The organism is Enterobacter cloacae complex sp. ECL411 (genome assembly GCF_021869665.1).
GTDB lineage: Bacteria > Pseudomonadota > Gammaproteobacteria > Enterobacterales > Enterobacteriaceae > Enterobacter > Enterobacter intestinihominis.
In genome coordinates this window covers 3,335,211-3,358,370 of the sequence record NZ_CP091486.1, presented here as the reverse complement: position 1 = coordinate 3,358,370, position 23,160 = coordinate 3,335,211, and the positions used below count along the sequence as shown (strand labels likewise).

Genomic DNA, 23,160 nt, shown 5'->3' with positions numbered 1-23,160 from the left:
GCTGTGCCGTTCATGCGCTACTGCGTTTTTCTTCTCTTCTTCATTTGCGTGCTTCCCGCACCTTTGGTGTGGGCTGCGCCTGCGCAGCAGTCTTTTTCAGACTGGCAGGTGACCTGCAATAACCAGAATTTCTGCGTAGCGCGCAACACCGGCGAGCATCGCGGTCTGGTCATGACGCTGAGCCGCAGTGCGGGGGCAAAAACAGACGCCAGCCTGCGCATCGATCTCGGCGGTCTTTCGACGCCTCCGGTGAAAGAGCCTGACATTGCCCCGCGCCTGCTGCTCGATAATGTGCCGCTTCAGCTCACGTCGCAACACTGGCAGTTAACCCCCTGGCATCTTAAAACAGACGATACGGGCACCATCACCACGTTTCTGAAAACCATTCAGGAGGGGCAGGCGCTGACCCTGCGCGGGGGGAAGCAGACAATCTCTCTGGCCGGTCTGAAAGCGGCGCTGCTGTTTATTGATGCCCAGCAAAAACGCGTCGGAAGTGAAACGGCATGGATTAAAAAAGGAGATAGTCCACCGCTGAGCGTGCCGCCTGCGCCGGCATTAAAAAAGGTGGCAGTGGTGAACCCCACGCCAACGCCGCTGACGCATAACGAACTTAACGATCTGCTGGATTACGGTACCTGGCGCATGAACCACAGCCAGTGCTCCCTCGATCCGAACCGGCGTGAAGTGCGCGTGACCGCGTTGACCGATGACAAAGCGCTGATGATCATCAGCTGTGAGGCGGGGGCGTACAACACCGTCGATCTGGCGTGGCTGGTGTCGCGTAAAAAACCGTTTGCTGCCAGAAGCGTGAGATTGCGCCTGCCGTTTACCCCTTCCAGCCAGAGTAGCGACATGGAGCTGATGAATGCCAGCTTTGATGAAAAGACGCGCGAGCTGACTACGCTGGCACTGGGACGCGGGATTGGCGACTGTGGGATCCAGACCCGCTGGCGTTTTAACGGCCAGCGCTTCCGCCTGGTGCGCTACGCGGAAGAGCCAAGCTGCGATAACTGGAATGGGCCAGATGCCTGGCCCACGCTGTGGATCACCAGGTAGGGCGCTGTCGCTTACCGGGCCTACGTTTTAGCGATTTGTAGGCCCGGTAAGGCGTAGCCGCCACCGGGCACGAAGACTGCACTACAGCACGCTCAGCGCCTTCTCCACCACGTTCTCAACGGTAAAGCCGAAGTACGGGAACAGCTTATCGGCCGGGGCGGATTCACCGTAACCCTTCATGCCGACAATCGCCCCTTTCAGACCCACATATTTGTACCAGTAGTCGGCAATGCCAGCTTCAACCGCCACGCGCGCCGCGACGTTTGAAGGCAGCACCGATTCGCGGTACGCCTCATCCTGGGCATCAAAGATATCCGTTGAAGGCAGGGAAACCACGCGCACCGCGTGACCCTCGGCGGTCAGTTTCTCGGCCGCTTTTACCGTGATTTCCACCTCTGAACCGGTGGCAATCAGGATCACGTCCGGTTTACCGCCGCTGTCTTTCAGGATGTACCCGCCGCGGGCGATATTTTTCACCTGCTCCGGCGTGCGCTCGATCTGCGCCAGGTTCTGGCGCGACAGGATCAGCGCTGTGGGTCCGTTATGGCGCTCTACGGCCAGCTTCCAGCCCACAGCCGCTTCAACCTGATCGCACGGACGCCAGGTACTGAAGTTTGGCGTCAGGCGCAGGCTCGCCAGCTGCTCTACCGCCTGGTGCGTCGGCCCATCTTCACCCAGTCCGATGGAGTCGTGAGTATACACCATGATTTGCCGCGCCTTCATCAGGGCCGCCATACGCGCCGCGTTACGGGCATATTCGACAAACATCAGGAAGGTGGCGGTGTACGGCACGAAGCCGCCATGGTGGGCGATACCGTTGGCAATGGCGGTCATCCCGAACTCGCGCACGCCGTAGTGGATATAGTTTCCGGCAATGTCTTCCTTCAGGGATTTAGAGCCAGACCAGATGGTAAGGTTACTTGGCGCCAGATCCGCCGAGCCGCCCAGCAGTTCGGGCAGGACAGGGCCAATCGCGTTCAGGGTGTTTTGTGACGCCTTACGGGTGGCAATTTTCGCCGGGTTAGATTGCAGGTTTTCAATCAGCGCCTGAGTTTTCTCTTCCCAGTCTTCCGGCAGGCCACCGCTCATGCGGCGGTTAAATTCGGCCGCCAGCTCTGGATACGCTTTTTTGTAGGCAGCAAACTTCTCGTTCCAGGCCTGCTGCGCTTTTTCACCTGTTTCGCGAGCATCCCAGGCCCTGTAGATCTCTTTTGGGATCTCAAAGGCCGGGTGTTTCCAGCCCAGTTTCTGGCGGGTCAGCGCCACTTCCTCTTCACCCAGCGCCGCGCCGTGCGCCTCTTCTTTACCCGCTTTGTTCGGCGAGCCGAAGCCGATGGTAGTGCGGCAGACGATCAGGGACGGTTTGTCCTTTACACTCTGCGCTTCCTGAATCGCTTTTTTCACCGCCTCAGGATCGTGACCGTCGATTTCGTGCACCACGTGCCAGTGATAGGCTTCAAAGCGTTTTGCCGTGTCGTCGGTAAACCAGCCCTCGGTTTCCCCGTCAATGGAGATACCGTTGTGATCGTAGAAGCCAATCAGCTTGCCCAGGCCCAGGGTGCCCGCCAGCGAGCAGACCTCGTGGGAGATCCCCTCCATCAGGCAGCCATCACCCATAAAGACATAGGTGTAGTGATCGACAATCTCGTGGTCGGGCTGGTTGAACTGCGCGGCCAGCGTACGCTCTGCAATCGCCAGGCCGACGGCATTCGCCAGCCCCTGGCCCAGCGGGCCGGTAGTAGTTTCAACACCCGGCGTATAGCCGATCTCCGGGTGGCCCGGCGTTTTGGAGTGCAGCTGGCGGAAGTTTTTTAACTCCTCAAGCGGCAGGTCGTAGCCGGAGAGGTGCAGCAGGCTGTAGAGCAGCATCGAGGCGTGACCGTTGGAGAGAATAAAACGGTCGCGATCGTACCAGGTCGGATCGGTCGGGTTGTGCTTCAGGAAGTCGTTCCACAGCACTTCGGCAATATCAGCCATACCCATGGGGGCGCCAGGGTGGCCGGAATTGGCTTTTTGTACGGCATCCATGCTGAGGGCGCGAATGGCGTTGGCGAGCTCTTTACGGGACATAGTTCACTCCGTGGCAAGGTTAAAGTTTGGCGGCGAGGAGATCTTCGAGTTTGCGCTGGTCGACGGCGAACTGGCGGATGCCATCCGCCAGTTTTTCCACGGCCATTGGATCCTGATTGTGCTCCCAGCGGAATTCCGCTTCGGTCATGGGTTTCGGTTTGGGCAGAACGGTAGAGGTCGGTACCAGCTTGCGGATCACCGTCTCTTCACTCTCCTGAAGCTTTTTCAGCAGGTCAGGAGAGATGGTCAGACGGTCACAGCCCGCGAGCGCCAGGATCTGCTCGGTGCGGCGGAAGCTGGCTCCCATCACGATGGTCTCGTAGCGATGCTGCTTGTAATAATCGTAGATATTACGCACCGATTTTACGCCAGGATCTTCTTCCACCACGTACGGATCCATTGGCTGTTTCGCCTGATACCAGTCGTAGATACGCCCGACAAACGGTGAAATCAGGAACACGCCCGCTTCGGCGCAGGCACGCGCCTGGGCGAAGGAGAACAGTAGCGTCAGGTTGCAGTGGATCCCCTCTTTCTCCAGCACTTCCGCCGCGCGGATGCCTTCCCAGGTAGACGCAAGCTTGATCAGAATGCGTGACTTATCGATTCCCTGCTCCTGGTAGAGTTCCACTATGCGGCGAGCCTTGTTGATGCTCTTTTCCTGGTCAAACGAGAGGCGGGCGTCCACTTCGGTAGAGACGCGTCCCGGTATGCTTTTAAGAATTTCCGCACCGATATTGACCGCCAGCTTGTCGCTGGCTTCGGCGACCTGCTGTTCCTGCGTTTTCCCGCGCTGTTTGCCGTAGGCAAGGGCGTCATCAATCAGATGACTAAAGTGCGCAAGACCGGCCGCCTTGAGCAGCAGAGAGGGATTGGTGGTCGCGTCTTCCGGCTGGTAGTGACGAATCGACTCGATGTCGCCGCTGTCTGCAACCACGGTGGTAAATTGTTTGATGCCGTCTAGCTGGTTCATAATTACTCCTTGGAAATAAAAGAGTTAGTCGAGTGCGTTAGTTCACACTTCTGAGAAAATCATGATGGACTTAACAAAAAAGCATAGCAGACGGGGGAGGCATTGCTTTCTGAGACGGGTAACATGGCTGTTATAAATTGATAACAATTTTTATTCTGCAATGGTGAGAGTTTGGCAGCCTTCAAAGTTTAGGAGCCTGCCTGCGGCGATACTATGCGGCACACCAGGGTGTGCATAGGAACGTCGACATCACCCTTTTTGACCGAAACGTGAAAGGAATAACAAGATGGATGATCAGTTAAAACAAAGCGCTCTCGATTTTCACGAGTTTCCTGTTCCGGGTAAAATCCAGGTATCCCCGACCAAACCGCTGGCGACCCAGCGCGATCTGGCGCTGGCCTACTCGCCGGGCGTGGCTGCTCCGTGCCTGGAAATCGAAAAAGATCCGCTGGCAGCGTACAAATACACCGCGCGCGGTAACCTGGTGGCCGTTATCTCTAACGGTACGGCGGTGCTGGGGTTAGGGAACATCGGTGCGCTGGCTGGTAAGCCGGTGATGGAAGGGAAAGGCGTTCTGTTTAAGAAATTTGCCGGTATCGACGTCTTCGATATCGAAGTGGACGAACTGGATCCGGATAAATTCATCAACGTGGTGGCGGCGCTGGAGCCGACCTTCGGCGGCATCAACCTGGAAGACATCAAAGCGCCGGAATGTTTCTATATCGAGCAGAAGCTGCGCGAGCGTATGAACATTCCCGTGTTCCATGATGACCAGCACGGCACGGCGATTATCAGTACCGCCGCCATTCTGAACGGCCTGCGCGTGGTGGAGAAAAATCTCTCCGACGTGCGCATGGTGGTCTCCGGCGCAGGCGCCGCGGCCATCGCCTGTATGAACCTGCTGGTGGCGCTGGGCATGCAGAAGCACAATATTGTGGTCTGCGACTCCAAGGGCGTGATCTACAAAGACCGCGAGCCAAACATGGCGGAAACCAAGGCGGCCTATGCGGTGGAAGACGACGGCAAGCGCACGCTTGAAGACGTGATTGACGGTGCTGACATTTTCCTCGGCTGTTCAGGCCCGAAAGTGCTGACCCAGGAGATGGTGCAGAAGATGGCGCGCGCGCCAATGATCCTGGCCCTGGCGAACCCGGAGCCGGAAATTCTGCCGCCGCTGGCGAAGGCGGTGCGTGAAGACGCTATCATCTGCACCGGACGTTCGGACTACCCGAACCAGGTGAACAACGTGCTCTGCTTCCCGTTCATCTTCCGCGGGGCGCTGGACGTCGGCGCCACGGCGATCAACGAAGAGATGAAGCTGGCTGCCGTTCATGCTATCGCAGAGCTGGCGCACGCCGAGCAGAGCGAAGTGGTGGCCTCCGCCTACGGCGATCAGGATCTGAGCTTCGGCCCCGACTACATCATCCCTAAACCATTTGACCCGCGTCTGATCGTGAAGATCGCGCCAGCAGTGGCCAAAGCGGCGATGGACTCCGGCGTGGCGACGCGGCCGATTGAAGATTTCGATGCCTACGTCGATAAACTCACCGAGTTCGTTTACAAAACCAACCTGTTTATGAAGCCGATCTTCTCCCAGGCGCGCGCCGACGCGAAGCGCGTGGTGCTGGCGGAAGGGGAAGAGGCGCGCGTGCTGCATGCCACGCAGGAGCTGATCACCTTAGGGCTGGCGAAACCGATCCTGATTGGTCGTCCGAGCGTGATCGAGATGCGTATTCAGAAGCTCGGCCTGCAAATAAAGCCGGGCGTGGACTTTGAGATCGTTAACAACGAATCCGATCCGCGCTTCAAAGAGTACTGGAACGAATACTATTCGATCATGAAGCGTCGCGGGATCACCCAGGAGCAGGCGCAGCGGGCGGTGATCAGCAACACCACGGTGATCGGCGCGATCATGGTTCATCGCGGTGAGGCGGATGCGCTGATCTGCGGCACCATCGGCGAGTACCATGAGCATTTCAGCGTGGTACAGGAGATCTTCGGCTATCGCGAGGGCGTCCATACTGCCGGCGCAATGAACGCGCTGCTGCTGCCAAGCGGTAACACCTTTATCGCCGATACCTACGTCAACGACGATCCCTCCTCGGACGAACTGGCGGAAATCACCGTGATGGCGGCGGAAACCGTGCGCCGCTTTGGTATCGAGCCGAAAGTGGCGCTGCTGTCGCACTCAAACTTCGGGTCATCCAAATCCGCAGCGGCGTGCAAAATGCGCCAGACGCTGGACCTGGTGCGCGAGCGTGCGCCGGAGCTGATGATCGACGGCGAGATGCACGGCGACGCCGCGCTGGTGGAGAGTATTCGTAATGAACGTATGCCGGACAGCCCGCTGAAAGGCTCGGCGAACGTGCTGATTATGCCGAACGTGGAAGCGGCGCGTATCAGCTACAACCTGCTGCGCGTGTCGAGTTCTGAAGGTGTGACCGTCGGGCCGGTACTGATGGGGGTGTCAAAACCGGTACATGTGTTAACGCCGATTGCCTCCGTGCGTCGTATCGTCAACATGGTGGCGCTGGCGGTGGTTGAGGCGCAGACGCAGCCGCTGTAATTTATTGCCCTCGCCCCTCACCCTAACCCTCTCCCCATAGGGGAGAGGGGACTGCTCTGAGCCGTCTTTTCACCCTCGCCCCTTTGGGGAGAGGGCCGGGGTGAGGGGTAAGGGTTAAACCCAGTCCCGAACCTTAATAAACTCACTCAAGGCAGCCTCCGGGCTGCCTTCTTTTGGCGCGTAGCTGTATTCCCAGCGCACCAGCGGCGGCATCGACATCAGAATGGACTCCGTGCGCCCGCCGGTTTGCAGGCCAAACAGCGTCCCGCGATCCCACACCAGATTAAACTCCACGTAGCGCCCGCGACGGTAGAGCTGGAACTCACGCTCGCGCACGCCGTAGTCGGTGTCTTTGCGGCGTTCGACAATCGGAAAATAGGCGTTGGTAAAGCCTTCACCCACCGCGCGCATAAAGCTGAACGCGGTATCAAAATCCGGCGTGTTGAGATCATCAAAGAACAGCCCACCGATGCCGCGCTGCTCGTCGCGGTGCTTCAGATAAAAATAGTCATCGCACCACTTTTTATATTTCGGGTAAACGTCTTCGCCAAACGGCAGGCAGAGGTCGCGCGCGGTGGTGTGCCAGTGCACGGCATCCTCTTCAAAGCCATAGTAAGGCGTTAAGTCGAAACCGCCGCCAAACCACCAGACCGGATCGGCCCCCGGTTTTTCCGCGATGAAAAAGCGCACGTTGGCGTGGCTGGTTGGCACAAACGGGTTATGCGGATGCACCACCAGCGAGACGCCCATCGCCTCGAAGCTGCGGCCCGCCAGTTCAGGCCGATGCGCCGTGGCGGACGCTGGCATTGCATCACCGTGGACGTGGGAGAAGTTGACCCCGGCCTGTTCAAAAATACCGCCGTTACGCAGCACGCGGCTGCGCCCGCCGCCGCCCGCTTCGCGCTGCCAGGTGTCTTCCTGGAATTCACCGCCGTCTGCGGCGGTCAGTTTCTGGCAAATCGCGTCCTGGAGCTGCATCAGGAAAGTTTTGACCAGCTGTGCATTCGGTTTCATCAACGTTTCCTGGAGTGCGCTTTTTGATTATCGAACCAGTTGAAATAACTGATGACCCCGGAGGCGATGGCGTTCGCGATCTTCTGACGAAACGCCTTAGTGCCGAGTAAACGCTCTTCTTCCGGGTTGGTAATGAACGAGGTTTCCACCAGCACGGACGGAATAGACGGTGACTTCAGCACCACAAACGCGGCCTGCTCGGTGCTTTTACTGTGCAGACGGTGCACGGGTTTAATCCGTTTGAGGATATGCGAGCCGAGCGTCAGGCTGTTTTTGATGGTATCGGTCTGCACGAGATCAAACAGAACCTGCTGTAACAGATGGTCTTTGTCGGTGGCTTTTTTCCCGGCCACTTCATCCGCCCGGTTTTCGCGATCGGAGAGGTATTTCGCCATGGCGCTACTGGCGCCACGGTTGGAGAGCGCAAATACCGAGGCGCCTGCGGCGGAAGGGTTTGTGAAGCCATCCGCGTGAATGGACATAAACAGGTCTGCGCCGTGCTTGTGGGCAATCTCCACGCGATCGTACAGCGGGATAAACGTGTCGCCCGTGCGCGTCAGGCGGGCGTCAATACCGTTGCTGCGTAAAATTGCGCGTACATTTTTTGCAATTGCCAGCACGACGTGTTTTTCTTTCGACCCGTTTCGGCCAATGGCGCCGGTGTCGATCCCGCCGTGGCCCGGATCGAGCATGACCAGACGCTTTGCGCCAGCTTTTTTGGTTTTCGGCTTGCTGTGTCCGTTACTGGTTTTAAGCGTGCTCTCTTCTTTTGCCTGAGCCTGCTTTGCGATACCCGATAACGTTAAGGCCGCCAGCCCCGCTTTGAGAACCTGACGACGCGATGTGAGTGCTTTTAATGGTTTGAATGTGCTCATGCGGCCTGAATTGTAAAAATTGGGGTCCTGGTGTTATATCGTATCGTGTTTCCCGTTACGACAGTCCTTATTGAGAATTGTTTTACTTTTCATTTCAATACGTGACAAAGTGACATTATGCCAAATTTTGGCGAGTTTTTCCCCGGTTATTGGCTAAACGCCCTGTTCACGCCATAATCACTGTTTTTAAACCCGAAAAGGCGGTTAATACCATGGAGATACGCGTTTTTCGCCAGGAAGATTTCGAAGAGGTGATCACCCTTTGGGAGCGCTGCGATCTGCTGCGTCCGTGGAACGATCCGGAAATGGACATCGAACGGAAGGTGAATCACGACGTCAGTCTGTTTCTGGTCGCTGAGGTCAACGGCGAAGTGGTCGGGACGGTGATGGGTGGGTACGACGGCCACCGCGGCTCGGCCTACTATCTGGGCGTGCACCCGGAATACCGCGCGCGCGGCATCGCCAACGCGCTGCTTAACCGTCTGGAAAAGAAACTGATCGCCCGTGGCTGCCCGAAAATCCAGATTATGGTCCGGGAAGATAACGACGTGGTGCTGGGCATGTATGAACGTCTGGGCTACGAGCACGCGGATGTACTGACGCTGGGTAAGCGCCTGATCGAAGATGAAGAGTACTGAGTTCCACCCTGGCGACTACGACGTTCACGGTCGTCTGCGTCTGCCTTTTTTGTTCTGGTGCGTTCTGCTGTTGCAGGCCCGAACCTGGGTGCTGTTCGTGATGGCTGGCGCGTCGCGCGGGCAGGGCGATACGTTACTGAATCTCTTTTATCCCGATCACGATGCGTTCTGGCTGGGGTTACTGCCGGGCGTACCGGCGGTCCTGGCGTTTCTGTGCAGCGGACGGCGGCAAGCCATTCCGCGCTTCTGGCGCGCGCTTCGCTGGCTGTTGATCCTGGCGCAGTTTGTGCTTCTGGTCTGGCAACCCTTGCTCTGGCTGTACGGCGAGCCGCTTTCGGGTATCGGGATTGCACTGGTGGTGGCGGATATTGTCGCGCTGCTGTGGCTGGTCACGAATCCCCGTTTACGCGCCTGTTTTACGCAAGAGCCAGATTAAAACGGCACTTTTTGTCGATACTGCACTCCAACAAGCGTTGATTTACTACGTAAGGACGTCTCAATGAAATCGCTGCGTTTACTTTTATGCGCTCTCCCGCTGGCGTTAACCGGCTGTTCCACGCTCTCATCCATCAACTGGTCTGCGGCCTATCCGTGGAACTGGTTTGGATCCTCAATGGAAGTGACCGAGCAGGGCGTGGGCAAAATCACCGCCTCGACGGCGCTGGATCAGGATGCCATTCAGGATGCCATCGGCAGTGATTATCGCCTGCGCAGCGGCATGAAAACCGAGAACGGCAACATCGTGCGCTATTTCGAAGCGTTGAAAGATGACAAGGTGGCAATGGTCATCAACGGCGATAAAGGTACGGTCAACCGCATTGCGGTGATGGATGAAGAGATCCCGACCTCAGGTGGCGTGAAGGTGGGAACGCCGTTTGGCGAACTCTATCAGAAAGCGTATGGCCACTGCGCCAGTGTGCCATCGGAGGAGAGCGTGGCGGTCGAGTGTAAGGCCGACGGCAGCCAGCATATTAGCTATGTGTTCAGCGGCACCTGGAACGGTCCGGAAGGGTTAATGCCGTCTGACGACACCCTGAAAAAGTGGAAAGTGAGCAAAATTATCTGGCAGCAGTAATTTGCGCCTGAGCAAGCCGCCTCGCTGAAATCCGGGTATAATAGCCGCCATCAATGCCACGCTGTCGTGGCATCTTTATTTCAGGAGGAGCGATGTCTCAGGTTCAGAGTGGCATTTTGCCAGAACATTGCCGGGCGGCGATTTGGATTGAAGCCAACGTCAAAGGGGACGTGGATGCCCTGCGCGCGGCCAGCAAAGTTTTCGTTGATAAACTGGCCACCTTCCAGGCCAAATTCCCCGAAGCCCATCTGGGCGCGGTGGTCGCCTTTGGCAGCACCGTCTGGCGTCATCTGAGCGGCGGCGAAGGCGCAGAAGAGCTGAAAGACTTTATTCCTTATGGCAAAGGTCTTGCGCCCGCTACCCAGTATGACGTTCTGATCCATATCCTCTCCCTGCGTCACGACGTGAACTTTTCTGTCGCTCAGGCTGCGATTGAGGCCTTTGGTGACAGTATCGACGTGCAGGAAGAGATCCACGGTTTCCGCTGGGTGGAAGAGCGCGATTTGAGCGGCTTCGTCGACGGCACCGAAAACCCGGCCGGGGAAGAGACGCGTCGCGAGGTGGCTGTAATCAAGGATGGCGTGGACGCGGGCGGCAGCTATGTGTTCGTCCAGCGCTGGGAGCATAACCTCAGGCAGCTTAACCGTATGAGCGTGCATGACCAGGAGATGATGATTGGCCGTACCAAAGATGCCAATGAAGAGATTGACGGCGATGCGCGTCCGGTCACTTCCCACCTGTCCCGCGTTGACCTTAAAGAAGACGGTAAGGGGCTGAAGATTGTTCGCCAGAGCCTGCCGTACGGCACCGCGAGCGGTACGCACGGCCTGTACTTCTGCGCTTACTGCGCACGCCTCTACAACATCGAACAGCAGCTGCTGAGCATGTTTGGCGATACCGACGGTAAGCGTGACGCCATGCTGCGCTTCACCCGCCCGGTGACCGGCGGCTACTACTTTGCGCCGTCCGTTGAGCGCCTGCTGGCGTTGTAAATCGCTCTCTATTCGTAGGCCGGGTAAGCGTGAGCGCCACCCGGCAATTTCTCCTGCACCTCTTATTCCCTTTTCTGCTTCTAAATCACCAAACGGTATATAAAACCGTTACTCCTTTAGACTCCGTTATAAATATTATGACTATAAGATAGTCATCACATTTATAAGGGTGCGCAATGGCCGTTACTGTACTGAAAAAAGGATCGCTGGCACTGGCAGGTTTACTGCTGGTGGCGCAGGCGCAGGCAACCGAGTTGCTGAACAGTTCTTATGATGTTTCGCGCGAGCTGTTTGCCGCCCTTAATCCCGCATTTGAACAGCAGTGGGCGAAAGAGAACAACGGCGACAAGCTGACCATCAAGCAGTCGCACGCTGGCTCATCTAAGCAGGCGCTGGCCATTTTGCAGGGGCTGAAAGCGGACGTGGTGACCTACAACCAGGTCACGGACGTGCAGATCCTGCACGACAAAGGCAAACTGATCCCGGCGAACTGGCAAAGCCGCCTGCCGAACAACAGTTCGCCATTTTACTCCACCATGGGCTTCCTGGTGCGCAAGGGCAACCCGAAGAACATCCACGACTGGAACGACCTGGTGCGTTCAGACGTAAAGCTGATCTTCCCGAATCCGAAAACCTCCGGCAACGCACGTTACACCTATCTGGCGGCGTGGGGCGCGGCGGACAAAGCTGACGGTAACGATAAAGCGAAAACCGAACAGTTTATGACCCAGTTCCTGAAAAACGTCGAGGTGTTTGATACCGGCGGTCGTGGCGCAACCACCACCTTCGCCGAGCGCGGGCTGGGCGACGTACTGATCAGCTTTGAATCCGAAGTGAACAATATTCGTAAACAGTACGAAGCGCAGGGCTTCGAAGTGGTTATCCCGAAAACGAACATTCTGGCCGAGTTCCCGGTGGCGTGGGTGGATAAAAACGTTAAGGCTAACGGCACAGAAAAGGCGGCGAAAGCCTACCTGAACTATCTGTACAGCCCGCAGGCGCAAACCGTTATCACCGACTACTACTACCGTGTCAACAACCCGGACGTGATGAGCAAGCTGAAAGACAAATTCCCGCAGACCGAGCTGTTCCGCGTGGAAGATCATTTTGGCGCCTGGCCTGAGGTCATGAAAACGCATTTTGTCAGCGGCGGTGAGTTGGACAAACTGCTGGCAGCGGGGCGTAAGTAATGTTTGCAGTGTCCTCCAGACGTGTGCTGCCGGGCTTTACCTTAAGCCTCGGGACCAGCCTGCTGTTCGTCTGTCTGATTTTGTTATTACCGCTCAGCGCGCTGGTGATGCAGCTCGCTGAGATGAGCTGGTCCCAGTACTGGGAAGTGATTACTAACCCGCAGGTGGTGGCGGCCTACAAGGTCACCCTGCTGTCTGCGTTCGTGGCCTCGATTTTTAACGGCGTGTTTGGCCTGCTGATGGCGTGGATCTTAACTCGCTATCGCTTCCCGGGCCGCACCCTGCTCGACGCGCTGATGGATCTGCCGTTTGCCCTGCCGACGGCGGTTGCCGGTTTGACGCTGGCGTCGCTGTTTTCCGTGAACGGCTTTTACGGTGAGTGGCTGGCGAAGTTTGATATCAAAGTGACCTATACCTGGCTCGGTATCGCGGTGGCCATGGCCTTTACCAGCATCCCGTTTGTGGTACGTACCGTGCAGCCGGTGCTGGAAGAGTTAGGACCCGAATACGAAGAGGCCGCAGAAACGCTCGGCGCCACGCGCTGGCAGAGTTTTCGCAAGGTCGTGCTGCCGGAACTCTCTCCGGCGTTGCTGGCGGGTATTGCGCTCTCCTTTACCCGCAGCCTCGGTGAATTTGGCGCGGTCATTTTTATCGCCGGGAACATCGCGTGGAAAACCGAAGTGACCTCGCTGATGATTTTTGTCCGTTTGCAGGAGTTTGATTATCCGGCCGCGAGTGCGATTGCCTCGGTGATCCTTGCCGCGTCGCTGCTACTGCTGTTCTCGATTAACACTCTGCAAAGTCGCTTTGGTCGACGTGTGGTAGGTCACTGATGGCGGAAGTTACGCAATTGAAGCGCTATGACGCGCCCCGCATCAACTGGGGCAAATGGTTTCTGATTGGTACCGGCGTGCTGGTCTCCGCATTCATTCTCGTCGTGCCGATGGTGTACATCTTCGTTCAGGCCTTCAGCAAAGGGATTATGCCCGCGCTGCAAAACCTGGCCGATCCGGACATGCTCCACGCCATCTGGCTGACGGTCATGATTGCCCTGATCACCGTCCCGGTGAATCTGGTGTTTGGCGTATTGCTGGCCTGGCTGGTAACGCGCTTTAACTTCCCGGGGCGTCAGCTGCTGCTGACCCTGCTGGATATCCCGTTTGCGGTGTCACCGGTGGTGGCGGGTCTGGTTTATCTGCTCTTCTACGGTTCCAATGGCCCGCTGGGCGGCTGGCTGGATGAACACGACCTGCAGATCATGTTCGCCTGGCCGGGGATGGTGCTGGTGACCGTCTTTGTCACCTGTCCGTTCGTGGTACGCGAGCTGGTGCCGGTGATGCTCAGCCAGGGCAGCCATGAAGATGAAGCCGCGGTGCTGCTCGGCGCTTCCGGCTGGCAGATGTTCCGCCGCGTCACGCTGCCGAATATCCGCTGGGCACTGCTTTACGGCGTGGTGCTGACCAACGCCCGTGCGATCGGTGAGTTTGGCGCGGTGTCGGTGGTATCCGGCTCGATTCGCGGCGAAACCCTGTCGCTGCCGTTACAGATTGAATTACTGGAACAGGACTACAACACCGTCGGTTCCTTTACTGCCGCAGCGTTGCTGACGCTGATGGCGATTTTGACCCTGTTTTTGAAGAGTGTGGTGCAGTGGCGTTTAGAGAATCAGGAAAAACGTCAGCATCAGGAGGGAAATCATGAGCATTGAGATTGCCAATATTAAGAAGTCTTTTGGTCGCACCCAGGTGCTGAATGATATCTCGCTGGATATCCCTTCCGGACAAATGGTGGCGCTGCTGGGGCCGTCTGGCTCCGGTAAAACCACGCTGCTGCGTATTATCGCCGGGCTTGAGCACCAGACCAGCGGACATATCCGCTTCCACGGTACGGACGTAAGCCGTTTGCATGCCCGCGACCGTAAAGTGGGTTTTGTATTCCAGCACTACGCCCTGTTCCGCCACATGACGGTATTCGACAACATCGCGTTTGGTTTGACCGTACTGCCGCGTCGTGAGCGTCCGAATGCGGCCGCCATCAAAGCGAAAGTGACCAAACTGCTGGAGATGGTGCAGCTGGCTCATCTGGCGGACCGCTTCCCGGCACAGCTTTCTGGCGGGCAGAAACAGCGCGTGGCGCTGGCGCGTGCGTTAGCCGTGGAACCGCAAATCCTGCTGCTGGACGAACCGTTTGGCGCGCTGGATGCGCAGGTGCGTAAAGAGCTCCGCCGCTGGCTGCGTCAGCTTCATGAGGAACTCCAGTTCACCAGCGTTTTCGTGACCCACGATCAGGAAGAGGCGATGGAAGTAGCCGACCGCGTGGTGGTGATGAGTCAGGGCAACATTGAGCAGGTTGACGAGCCAGAGCAACTCTGGCGTGAACCGGCGACCCGCTTTGTGCTGGAGTTTATGGGGGAAGTAAACCGCCTTCAGGGTACTATTCGCGGCGGTCAGTTCCACGTTGGCGCGCACCGCTGGCCGCTGGGGTATACCTCCGCGCACCAGGGGCCGGTGGATCTGTTCCTGCGCCCGTGGGAAGTGGACGTCAGCCGCCGTACCAGCCTGGACTCACCGCTTCCGGTGCAGGTGCTGGAAGCTAGCCCTAAAGGTCACTACACCCAATTAGTGGTACAGCCCCTGGGCTGGTACACCGAGCCGCTGACCGTGGTTATGCGTGACGACGAGCCGCCGCACCGGGGGGAACGCCTGTTTGTGGGGCTGCAACACGCGCGCATTTATCACGGCAACGAGCGCATCGAGACGCGCGAGGATATTGCTCTGGCGGAGTCAGCCTGATAGGTTATTGAGTATGTTTTTCGCCCGGTGGCGTGATGCTTACCGGGCTTTTTATTGAGTAAAAAACGTGAATACACTCGAACACACCATCGGCAACACCCCTCTGGTCAAACTTCAGCGCATGGGGTGTGACAACGGCAGCGAAATCTGGGTCAAACTTGAAGGCAATAACCCGGCGGGGTCGGTGAAAGACCGGGCGGCGCTGTCGATGATTGTTCAGGCCGAAAAGCGCGGCGAAATAAAGCCCGGCGACGTGCTGATCGAAGCCACCAGCGGTAACACCGGTATCGCACTGGCGATGATAGCCGCCCTGAAAGGCTATCGTATGAAGCTGCTGATGCCGGATAACATGAGCCAGGAGCGCCGTGCCGCCATGCGTGCCTACGGGGCCGAGCTGATTCTGGTGAGCAAAGAGCAGGGTATGGAAGGGGCGCGAGATTTAGCGTTAGCGATGGCGGAGCGCGGGGAAGGCAAGCTGCTCGACCAGTTTAATAACCCGGACAACCCGTACGCGCACTACACCACCACCGGCCCGGAAATCTGGCAGCAAACCGGCGGGCGCATCACCCACTTTGTCTCCAGCATGGGGACCACGGGCACGATCACCGGTGTGTCACGTTTTCTGCGCGAGCAGGAGCAGCCGGTGACGATTGTCGGCCTCCAGCCGGAAGAGGGAAGCAGTATTCCGGGCATTCGCCGCTGGCCCGCGGAGTATATGCCGGGCATCTTTAATGCGCAGCTTGTGGACCAGGTGCTGGATATTCATCAGCGCGAGGCGGAAAATACCATGCGTGAGCTGGCCGTGCGTGAAGGCATCTTCTGCGGCGTAAGTTCGGGTGGCGCGGTAGCGGGGGCGATTCGGGTGGCTAAGGCAAACCCGGGTGCAGTAGTGGTAGCGATTATTTGCGATCGCGGCGATCGCTACCTGTCGACCGGCGTCTTTGGTGAAGAGAGTTATTCGCAGGGGGCGGGGATTTAAGCGTCATGGAGATGATTTTATTCCGGGATAACACCCGGGCGCAGCAAACCGATATTGTCGCCGTTCAGTCGCAGGTGGTGTACGGCAGTGTGGGAAACAGCATCGCGGTGCCAAATATTCGCACCCATCGACTGAACGTTACCGCCGTGCCGACGGTGCTGTTCAGCAATACGCCGCACTACGACACCTTCTACGGCGGGGTGATCCCGGACGAGTGGTTCAGCGGCTACCTGAAGGCGCTGGAAGAGCGCGAGATCCTGCGCGAGCTTAAAGCAGTCACTACCGGCTATATGGGCAGCGCCAGCCAGATCGTGCTGCTGGCGCAGTGGCTGAAGGCGATCAAAGTGCAACATCCCGATCTGCTGGTGCTGGTCGACCCGGTAATCGGAGACATCGACAGCGGGATGTACGTGAAGCCGGATATTCCTGAAGCCTACCGTGAGCACCTGCTCCCGCTGGCCCAGGGCATTACGCCCAACGTGTTTGAGCTGGAAGTGCTGAGCGGCAAACCGTGCCGTACGCCGGAGAGCGCCATTGCCGCCGCGCAGGGGCTGCTGTCTGACACGCTTAAATGGGTGGCGATCACCAGCGCGCCAGTGGCTGACGATCCGCAAAATATCCACGTCGTGCTGGTGAGCGAGGAGGGCGTTACCGTAAGCGCACACCCGCGCGTTGAGACGGACCTGAAAGGGACGGGGGATCTGTTCTGTTCGGAGCTGGTGAGCGGTATCGTCGGCGGTAAAACCGTGGCCGACGCCATTCGCATGGCGGGCGACAGGGTGACTGACGTGATGATCTATACGCAGTCGAAAGGCTACGATGAGCTTATTCTGCCTGCATAAACAAAAATGGCGCCCGAAGGCGCCATTTTACCGTGCGGCAAGAATTACTTCTTGATGCGGATAACCGGGGTTTCACCCACGGTAACGCTGCCAGACAGTTTGATCAGCTCTTTGATTTCGTCCATGTTGGAGATAACAACCGGAGTCAGGGTAGACTTCGCTTTTTCTTCCAGCAGTGGCAGATCGAATTCAATTACAGGGTCGCCAACTTTAACACGCTGGCCTTCTTCCGCGATACGTTTGAAGCCTTCGCCTTTCAGTTCAACGGTGTCGATACCGAAGTGAACGAACAGTTCGATACCGCTATCGGATTCGATAGAGAACGCATGGTTGGTTTCAAAAATCTTACCAATGGTACCGTCAACTGGAGCAACCATTTTGTTGCCAGTTGGTTTGATAGCAATGCCATCACCAACGATTTTCTCAGCAAACACTACATCCGGCACGTCTTCGATATTGACGATCTCGCCGGAGAGCGGAGCAACAATCTCAATAGTTCCGGAGTCGCTATTGCTTTTGTCACCGAACAGTTTACTAAATAAACCCATTAGACTTATCTCCTAAGCAGTAATTTGGGCCGCATCTCGTGGATTAGCAGATTGTTTTTTCTTCAATGAACTTGTTAACCAGCGTCATTAACTCGTCCGTTGTCGGTTGAGCAAGAGCCTGCTCTGCTAATACCTTCGCATCTTCGAAGTTCGTGTTACGGATAATCTTCTTGATGCGCGGGATGGAAATGGCGCTCATAGAGAATTCGTCCAGACCCATACCCAGCAACAGAAGTGTAGCACGTTCGTCGCCTGCAAGCTCACCACACATGCCAGTCCATTTACCTTCTGCATGAGAAGCATCAATAACTTGCTTGATCAAATTCAGTACAGACGGCGACATTGGCTGGTAGAGATGTGAAATCATATCATTACCACGGTCAACTGCCAGGGTGTACTGCGTTAAATCATTGGTACCGATACTAAAGAAATCAACTTCTTTGGCTAAATGACGTGCAATGGTCGCGGCTGCCGGTGTTTCCACCATCACGCCGATCTCGATTGACTCGTCAAATGCTTTACCTTCGTCACGCAGTTCCTGCTTGTAGATTTCAATCTCTTTCTTCAGTGCACGCACTTCTTCAACAGAGATGATCATCGGGAACATGATGCGCAGCTTACCGAAAGCGGATGCACGCAGGATAGCGCGAACCTGGTCACGCAGGATCTCTTTGCGATCCATGGCGATACGTACGGCACGCCAGCCCAGGAACGGGTTCTCTTCTTTCGGGAAGTTCATGTACGGCAGCTCTTTGTCGCCACCGATATCCATGGTGCGGACGATAACGGCCTGCGAGCCGCACGCTTCCGCAACCGCTTTGTACGCTGCAAACTGCTCTTCTTCCGTTGGCAGGGCGTCGCGGTCCATGAACAGGAATTCAGTACGATACAGACCTACACCTTCCGCACCGTTGCGCTCAGCGCCGTCAACGTCACGTACGGTACCGATGTTAGCGCACACTTCAACCTGATGGCCGTCCAGCGTGATGGCTGGCAGATCTTTCAGTTTAGCGAGTTCCGCTTTCTCGGTAGCAACCTGCTCCTGAACGGAACGCAGCTGCTCGATCACATCGTTAGTTGGGTTGACGTAAACCACGTTGTTTACGGCATCCAGAATCAGATAGTCGTCGTTTTTCACCTGCGAGGTGACGCTACCGGTACCCACGATGGCTGGCAGCTCCAGAGAACGCGCCATGATAGAGGTGTGGGAGGTACGTCCACCTGCATCAGTAATGAAACCCAGCACCTTGTTCAGGTTCAGCTGTGCGGTTTCAGACGGGGTCAGGTCAGCGGCAACCAGGATGACTTCGTCCTGAATCGCGCTCAGATCGATGATGGCCAGACCCAGGATGTTGCGCAGCAGGCGCTTACCGATGTCACGTACGTCAGCCGCACGCTCTTTCAGGTATTCATCGTCCAGTTCTTCCAGGGCAGTTGCCTGACCTTCGATAACTTCATGCGCAGCCGCGTCGGCCGTCATGCCTTTATCTTTAATCAGGGCTATGATTTCCTGCTCCAGCTCCTCATCTTCGAGCAGCATAATGTGCCCTTCGAAGATGGCTTCTTTTTCTTCACCGAAAGTTTCGCCAGCTTTAGTTTTAATCGCTTCCAGTTGCGCAGATGCCTTGGCACGACCGCTCAGAAAACGTTCAACTTCCTGATCAACCTTGTCGGCAGAAATTTTTTTCCGGTCAATGACGATTTCGTCTTCTTTCAGCAGCAATGCTTTGCCGAAAGCGATACCCGGGGATGCTAAAATGCCTGAAATCATAACCCTACCTTACTTGTGACTGATATTGAAAAGAACCCGGTAAACTTACTCGAGTTCAGCCATCAGCTTAACCAGATGCTCAACTGCTTTCTGCTCGTCTTCACCTTCAGCGGAGATGGTAACAACGGTACCCTGAGTCAGACCCAGAGTTTGCAGCTTGAACAGGCTTTTTGCGCTAGCGCTTTTGCCGTTGGAAGTCACAGTGATTTCAGAAGTGAAGCCTTTCGCTTCTTTAACAAACTGAGCAGCAGGGCGGGTGTGCAGACCGTTCGGAGCGGTAATGGTAACTTCTTGCTGGAACATTGTATTTCCCCAACTTATAGGTTTAGTGTTGTGGAACTAAAGTCTAGCCTGGCGACTTAACTTTAGCCTGTATAGTTAGCGCTGACGTTTCAATCGTCATTAAACATTATGCAGTGAAAGCAAGACTTGAACCAAATCATAAAATCGATTCAGCAGCGCTATTTCGTTCACCGATTAATTTCGCGCATCAAAATAATTGCTGGTTTAAATACCAGACCCAACGGGGTGAAGCAATGCCAGGAGGGGTAAAACTTTGAAGCAGGCCACAAAAAAGCACCTGAAAAGGTGCTTTTTTACGCGTTTTTAACATACTGGCATCACTGTTGCAGTTCTTTCTCTGTGAACAGATCGGCAAACAGTGCTGTGCTTAAGTAACGCTCACCCGAAGACGGTAGGATAACCACAATATTCTTGTTGGTAAAGGTTTCGTCTTCCAGCAGTTTGAGAGCTGCAGCAACCGCCGCACCGGAAGAGATACCCGCCAGAATGCCTTCCTCGTCCATCAGGCGACGCGCCGTGGAGATGGCTTCTTCATTGGTGATTGCGACCACTTTATCGATCAGCTTCAGATCGAGGTTGCCTGGAATAAAGCCAGCGCCGATACCCTGGATTTTGTGCGGACCTGGTTTGATCTCTTCGCCTGCCAGCGCCTGAGCGATAACCGGAGAGTCGGTTGGCTCAACGGCAACGGTAATCAGATCTTTTTTACCTTTCGTGCCTTTAATATAGCGAGACACCCCGGTCAGCGTACCGCCGGTGCCTACGCCGGAGATAAACACATCAACCTGACCGTCGGTATCTTCCCAGATTTCCGGGCCGGTGGTTTTCTCATGAATTTCCGGGTTGGCCGGGTTGCTGAACTGCTGGAGCAGCAGATACTTTGCAGGATCGCTGGCGACGATTTCTTCGGCCTTCTGAATCGCGCCCTTCATGCCTTTCGCGCCTTCCGTGAGGACCAGATTCGCACCCAACGCTTTCAGCAGCTTACGGCGCTCAATACTCATGGTTTCAGGCATAGTCAGCGTCAGCTTATAGCCGCGCGCCGCCGCAACATAGGCCAGGGCGATACCGGTATTGCCGCTGGTGGGTTCAACCAGCTCAACGCCAGGTTTCAGCACGCCACGCTTTTCAGCATCCCAAATCATATTCGCACCGATACGGCATTTAACGCTGAAGCTTGGGTTACGAGATTCCACCTTCGCCAGAATGCGTCCATTACCGATACGGTTCAGTCGAACCAGGGGCGTATGACCGATAGTCAGCGAGTTGTCTTCATAAATCTTACTCATGGCCTGTCCTTAACTGTATGAAATTGGGATACCGACCCAGCATACCTGTTGAACAGGTATGGGGAAGTAAGGAAATCGCATATCTATATGCTGCAAGGAAATAATGGGGATCAGTATGGAATAAGGGGCGGCATAAGCCACCCCTCTTTTACACATTTTTGCATTACTTCCATAACGCGTGCTTAGCACGGTAGCAGTCCACCCACATCGCCGTCGCGCCGCAAACGGCAACGGGCATGATGAACAGATTCAGGAAAGGGATCATGGTGAACAGGCTGGTAAGGGCACCAAACTGCATATTGGCAACCTTCTGAGTGCGCAGGGCAGTGCGCATCTCTTTAAACGGCACTTTGTGGTTATCGAACGGATAATCACAGTACTGGATAGCAAGCATCCAGGCGCTGAACAGGAACCACAGCACGGGTGCGACCGTCTGGCCGATCCCGGGTACAAAATAAAGGATGAGCAGCACAATCGCCCGCGGCAGGTACCACGCAAACTTCTGCCATTCGCGCTTCATGATGCGGGGGACATCTTTCACGATCCCCAGTACGCCCGTGTCAGGCGGCGCCGCACCGGTCAGGCGCGCTTCCAGCTGTTCGGCCAGCAGACCGTTGAACGGCGCGGCTATCCAGTTAGCTATCGTCGAAAAGAAATAGCCGAAAACCAGCAGCACGGAGATAACCGCAATCGGCCAGAGCAGGTAGTCCAACCACTGTAACCAGTCCGGCACATAGCTCATCAGGGAAGGGATCCAGCTTTCCAGTCTGGTGAACAGCCACCAGAACGCGCCCCCCATCAGAATAATGTTGATCAGTAACGGCAAAACAACGAAGCGTCGAATGCCCGGCAGGGAGACCAGTTTCCAGCCCTGAGAAAAGTACCAGACCCCGCTACGTGGGGCAGAAGAAGATGTTGAAACCATACCAGGCTGTACTCCTTTTTACACAACCAGTGGAATTGCCCGCCTATATTATCCAGTTACGGGCCAATGACCAGTTCGGAAATGTTCGAAAAACCAGCAAAAAGCACGATTTAGTTCATCTTTATGCTGTGAATGCTCTGCATACACTTGCACTTGACGTAAACGGCAAATACTCTTAGTGAGTAAATGTTTGCCGTGGTGGCAAGGTGTTAGAACAACAGAGAATATAATGATGCAGGATTTGCGTCTGATATTAATCATTGTTGGCGCGATCGCCATAATCGCTTTACTGGTACATGGTTTCTGGACCAGCCGTAAAGAGCGTTCCTCTATGTTTCGCGATCGTCCACTGAAGCGCATGAAGTCCAGTCGCGAAGACGATGACGTTGAAGACGACATCGACGGTCTTGACGACGACGGTGTGGGTGAAGTTCGTGTTCATCGGGTCAATACTGCGCCCGGCGCAGCGCATGGAGAGCATGAAGCTCCCCGCGCTCCGCAGCACCAGTATCAACCACCGTATGCCTCTGCCCAGCCGCGCCAGCCAGCGCCGCCGCCAGTGGAAGAACCTGTTCGTCATCCGTCGCAGCAGCCTGTGCAACAGCAGCCCGTTGCGCCACAGCCTGTACAGCAGCAACCTGTGCAACAGCCTGCACAGCCAGTGCATCAGCCACAGCCAGTGCAACAGCCGCAGCCGGTAGAACAACCGCAGCCTCAGCCGCAGCCGCAGCCTGAACCGCCTGCGCCACAGCCCGCTCCGTGCGTTGAGCCAGAGCCTGTTGTTGAGCCAGAACCGGTTGTTGAAAAGCCGCAGCGTAAAGAAGCGGTAATCATCATGAATGTGGCTGCTCATCATGGCACCCATCTGAACGGTGACGTGCTGCTCAACAGCATCCAACAGGCAGGCTTCAAGTTCGGCGACATGAATATTTTCCATCGCCACCTGAGTCCTGACGGCAGCGGTCCGGCGCTGTTCAGCCTGGCTAATATGGTCAATCCAGGCACGTTTGACCCGGAAATGACCGGTGATTTCGTCACGCCTGGGGTTACGATCTTTATGCAGGTGCCGTCCTACGGTGACGAGCTGCAAAACTTTAAGCTGATGCTACAGTCCGCTCAGCACATCGCCGACGAAGTGGGCGGTGTTGTGCTCGACGATCAGCGTCGTATGATGACGCCGCAGAAACTGCGCGAATATCAGGACCGCATCCGCGAAGTTAAGGAAGCTAACGCGTAATCGTCGCGTTTACTTCAACTCCTCCTCA

General features: G+C 56.2%; 22 protein-coding genes. 13 read left to right on the top strand and 9 right to left on the bottom strand.

What is annotated here, in order from left to right; translation table 11 throughout:
• The first annotated feature begins 12 nt into the window (after window positions 1-12).
• Entirely contained in the window at window positions 13-1,056 is a 1,044-nt protein-coding gene (locus L3069_RS15940) for a DUF1176 domain-containing protein (RefSeq protein WP_023300667.1), read from the top strand.
• An 81-nt stretch (window positions 1,057-1,137) separates the two neighbouring features.
• Here L3069_RS15940 and tkt read toward each other — a convergent pair whose 3' ends face one another.
• Complete coding sequence (tkt, locus tag L3069_RS15935) at window positions 1,138-3,126, bottom strand: transketolase (protein ID WP_022648960.1); 1,989 nt, start codon at window positions 3,124-3,126, stop codon at window positions 1,138-1,140.
• Between the two features lie 19 nt (window positions 3,127-3,145).
• A complete protein-coding gene (tal, locus tag L3069_RS15930) occupies window positions 3,146-4,096 on the bottom strand; it encodes a transaldolase (protein WP_022648959.1) in 951 nt (316 codons plus the stop codon).
• Window positions 4,097-4,382: 286 nt separating this feature from the next.
• On the opposite strand from tal, the gene maeB reads away from it, so the two are divergent.
• A complete protein-coding gene (gene maeB, locus L3069_RS15925; RefSeq protein ID WP_038416480.1) occupies window positions 4,383-6,662 on the top strand; it encodes an NADP-dependent oxaloacetate-decarboxylating malate dehydrogenase in 2,280 nt (759 codons plus the stop codon).
• Between the two features lie 114 nt (window positions 6,663-6,776).
• Here the strand turns inward: maeB and hemF are convergent, their stop codons facing one another.
• Together hemF and amiA are read right to left on the bottom strand one after the other, a co-directional pair.
• The gene (gene hemF / locus L3069_RS15920; protein WP_038416479.1) at window positions 6,777-7,676 is read right to left on the bottom strand and encodes an oxygen-dependent coproporphyrinogen oxidase; all 900 of its coding nucleotides are present in this window, start codon (window positions 7,674-7,676) and stop codon (window positions 6,777-6,779) included.
• The gene (gene amiA, locus L3069_RS15915; protein WP_023306670.1) at window positions 7,676-8,551 is read right to left on the bottom strand and encodes an N-acetylmuramoyl-L-alanine amidase AmiA; all 876 of its coding nucleotides are present in this window, start codon (window positions 8,549-8,551) and stop codon (window positions 7,676-7,678) included. The genes hemF and amiA overlap by 1 nt, the downstream gene beginning before the upstream one ends.
• Before the next feature lie 212 nt (window positions 8,552-8,763).
• On the opposite strand from amiA, the gene L3069_RS15910 reads away from it, so the two are divergent.
• The 10 genes from L3069_RS15910 (at window position 8,764) to pdxK (ending at window position 17,059) form a co-directional block, all read left to right on the top strand.
• On the top strand, window positions 8,764-9,189 hold the full coding sequence (locus L3069_RS15910) for a GNAT family acetyltransferase (protein WP_003861292.1): 426 nt from the start codon (window positions 8,764-8,766) through the stop codon (window positions 9,187-9,189).
• Window positions 9,176-9,625: a DUF2919 domain-containing protein gene (locus L3069_RS15905; protein WP_023306669.1), complete on the top strand. Its 450-nt coding sequence runs from the start codon at window positions 9,176-9,178 to the stop codon at window positions 9,623-9,625. Before L3069_RS15910 ends, L3069_RS15905 begins: the two co-directional genes overlap by 14 nt.
• A 63-nt stretch (window positions 9,626-9,688) precedes the next feature.
• Window positions 9,689-10,264 (top strand): RpoE-regulated lipoprotein, encoded by a 576-nt coding sequence (locus L3069_RS15900; protein WP_038416478.1) that lies wholly within the window; start codon window positions 9,689-9,691, stop codon window positions 10,262-10,264.
• Between the two features lie 92 nt (window positions 10,265-10,356).
• The gene (locus L3069_RS15895; protein WP_022648953.1) at window positions 10,357-11,256 is read left to right on the top strand and encodes a Dyp-type peroxidase; all 900 of its coding nucleotides are present in this window, start codon (window positions 10,357-10,359) and stop codon (window positions 11,254-11,256) included.
• Between the two features lie 176 nt (window positions 11,257-11,432).
• Window positions 11,433-12,446: a sulfate ABC transporter substrate-binding protein gene (locus L3069_RS15890; protein ID WP_022648952.1), complete on the top strand. Its 1,014-nt coding sequence runs from the start codon at window positions 11,433-11,435 to the stop codon at window positions 12,444-12,446.
• Window positions 12,446-13,279, top strand: coding sequence for a sulfate/thiosulfate ABC transporter permease CysT (gene cysT, locus L3069_RS15885; RefSeq protein WP_022648951.1), 834 nt, complete (start codon window positions 12,446-12,448; stop codon window positions 13,277-13,279). Before L3069_RS15890 ends, cysT begins: the two co-directional genes overlap by 1 nt.
• Window positions 13,279-14,154 (top strand): sulfate/thiosulfate ABC transporter permease CysW, encoded by an 876-nt coding sequence (gene cysW / locus L3069_RS15880; protein WP_003861305.1) that lies wholly within the window; start codon window positions 13,279-13,281, stop codon window positions 14,152-14,154. Before cysT ends, cysW begins: the two co-directional genes overlap by 1 nt.
• Window positions 14,144-15,238, top strand: coding sequence for a sulfate/thiosulfate ABC transporter ATP-binding protein CysA (cysA, locus tag L3069_RS15875; protein WP_022648949.1), 1,095 nt, complete (start codon window positions 14,144-14,146; stop codon window positions 15,236-15,238). Before cysW ends, cysA begins: the two co-directional genes overlap by 11 nt.
• Before the next feature lie 67 nt (window positions 15,239-15,305).
• Window positions 15,306-16,217: a cysteine synthase CysM gene (gene cysM, locus L3069_RS15870; RefSeq protein ID WP_022648948.1), complete on the top strand. Its 912-nt coding sequence runs from the start codon at window positions 15,306-15,308 to the stop codon at window positions 16,215-16,217.
• Between the two features lie 5 nt (window positions 16,218-16,222).
• Window positions 16,223-17,059 (top strand): pyridoxine/pyridoxal/pyridoxamine kinase, encoded by an 837-nt coding sequence (gene pdxK / locus L3069_RS15865; RefSeq protein WP_022648947.1) that lies wholly within the window; start codon window positions 16,223-16,225, stop codon window positions 17,057-17,059.
• A gap of 44 nt (window positions 17,060-17,103) precedes the next feature.
• Here pdxK and crr read toward each other — a convergent pair whose 3' ends face one another.
• The 5 genes from crr to cysZ all read right to left on the bottom strand — a co-directional run bounded on the left by crr (window position 17,104) and on the right by cysZ (window position 21,895).
• Window positions 17,104-17,607: a PTS glucose transporter subunit IIA gene (gene crr, locus L3069_RS15860; RefSeq protein ID WP_022648946.1), complete on the bottom strand. Its 504-nt coding sequence runs from the start codon at window positions 17,605-17,607 to the stop codon at window positions 17,104-17,106.
• Window positions 17,608-17,650: 43 nt separating this feature from the next.
• Window positions 17,651-19,378, bottom strand: a complete 1,728-nt coding sequence (gene ptsI / locus L3069_RS15855; RefSeq protein ID WP_022648945.1) for a phosphoenolpyruvate-protein phosphotransferase PtsI — start codon at window positions 19,376-19,378, stop codon at window positions 17,651-17,653.
• A gap of 45 nt (window positions 19,379-19,423) precedes the next feature.
• Window positions 19,424-19,681, bottom strand: a complete 258-nt coding sequence (gene ptsH / locus L3069_RS15850; RefSeq protein WP_000487600.1) for a phosphocarrier protein Hpr — start codon at window positions 19,679-19,681, stop codon at window positions 19,424-19,426.
• A gap of 317 nt (window positions 19,682-19,998) precedes the next feature.
• Window positions 19,999-20,970, bottom strand: coding sequence for a cysteine synthase A (gene cysK, locus L3069_RS15845; RefSeq protein WP_006811453.1), 972 nt, complete (start codon window positions 20,968-20,970; stop codon window positions 19,999-20,001).
• A 163-nt stretch (window positions 20,971-21,133) separates the two neighbouring features.
• Window positions 21,134-21,895, bottom strand: a complete 762-nt coding sequence (gene cysZ, locus L3069_RS15840; RefSeq protein WP_022648944.1) for a sulfate transporter CysZ — start codon at window positions 21,893-21,895, stop codon at window positions 21,134-21,136.
• Window positions 21,896-22,124: 229 nt separating this feature from the next.
• Between cysZ and zipA the strand changes: the two genes are divergently transcribed.
• Window positions 22,125-23,132 carry a cell division protein ZipA gene (gene zipA, locus L3069_RS15835; RefSeq protein ID WP_038416477.1) on the top strand — a complete coding sequence of 336 codons (1,008 nt, stop codon included), beginning with the start codon at window positions 22,125-22,127 and terminating at the stop codon, window positions 23,130-23,132.
• The last annotated feature ends 28 nt before the right edge of the window (window positions 23,133-23,160 follow it).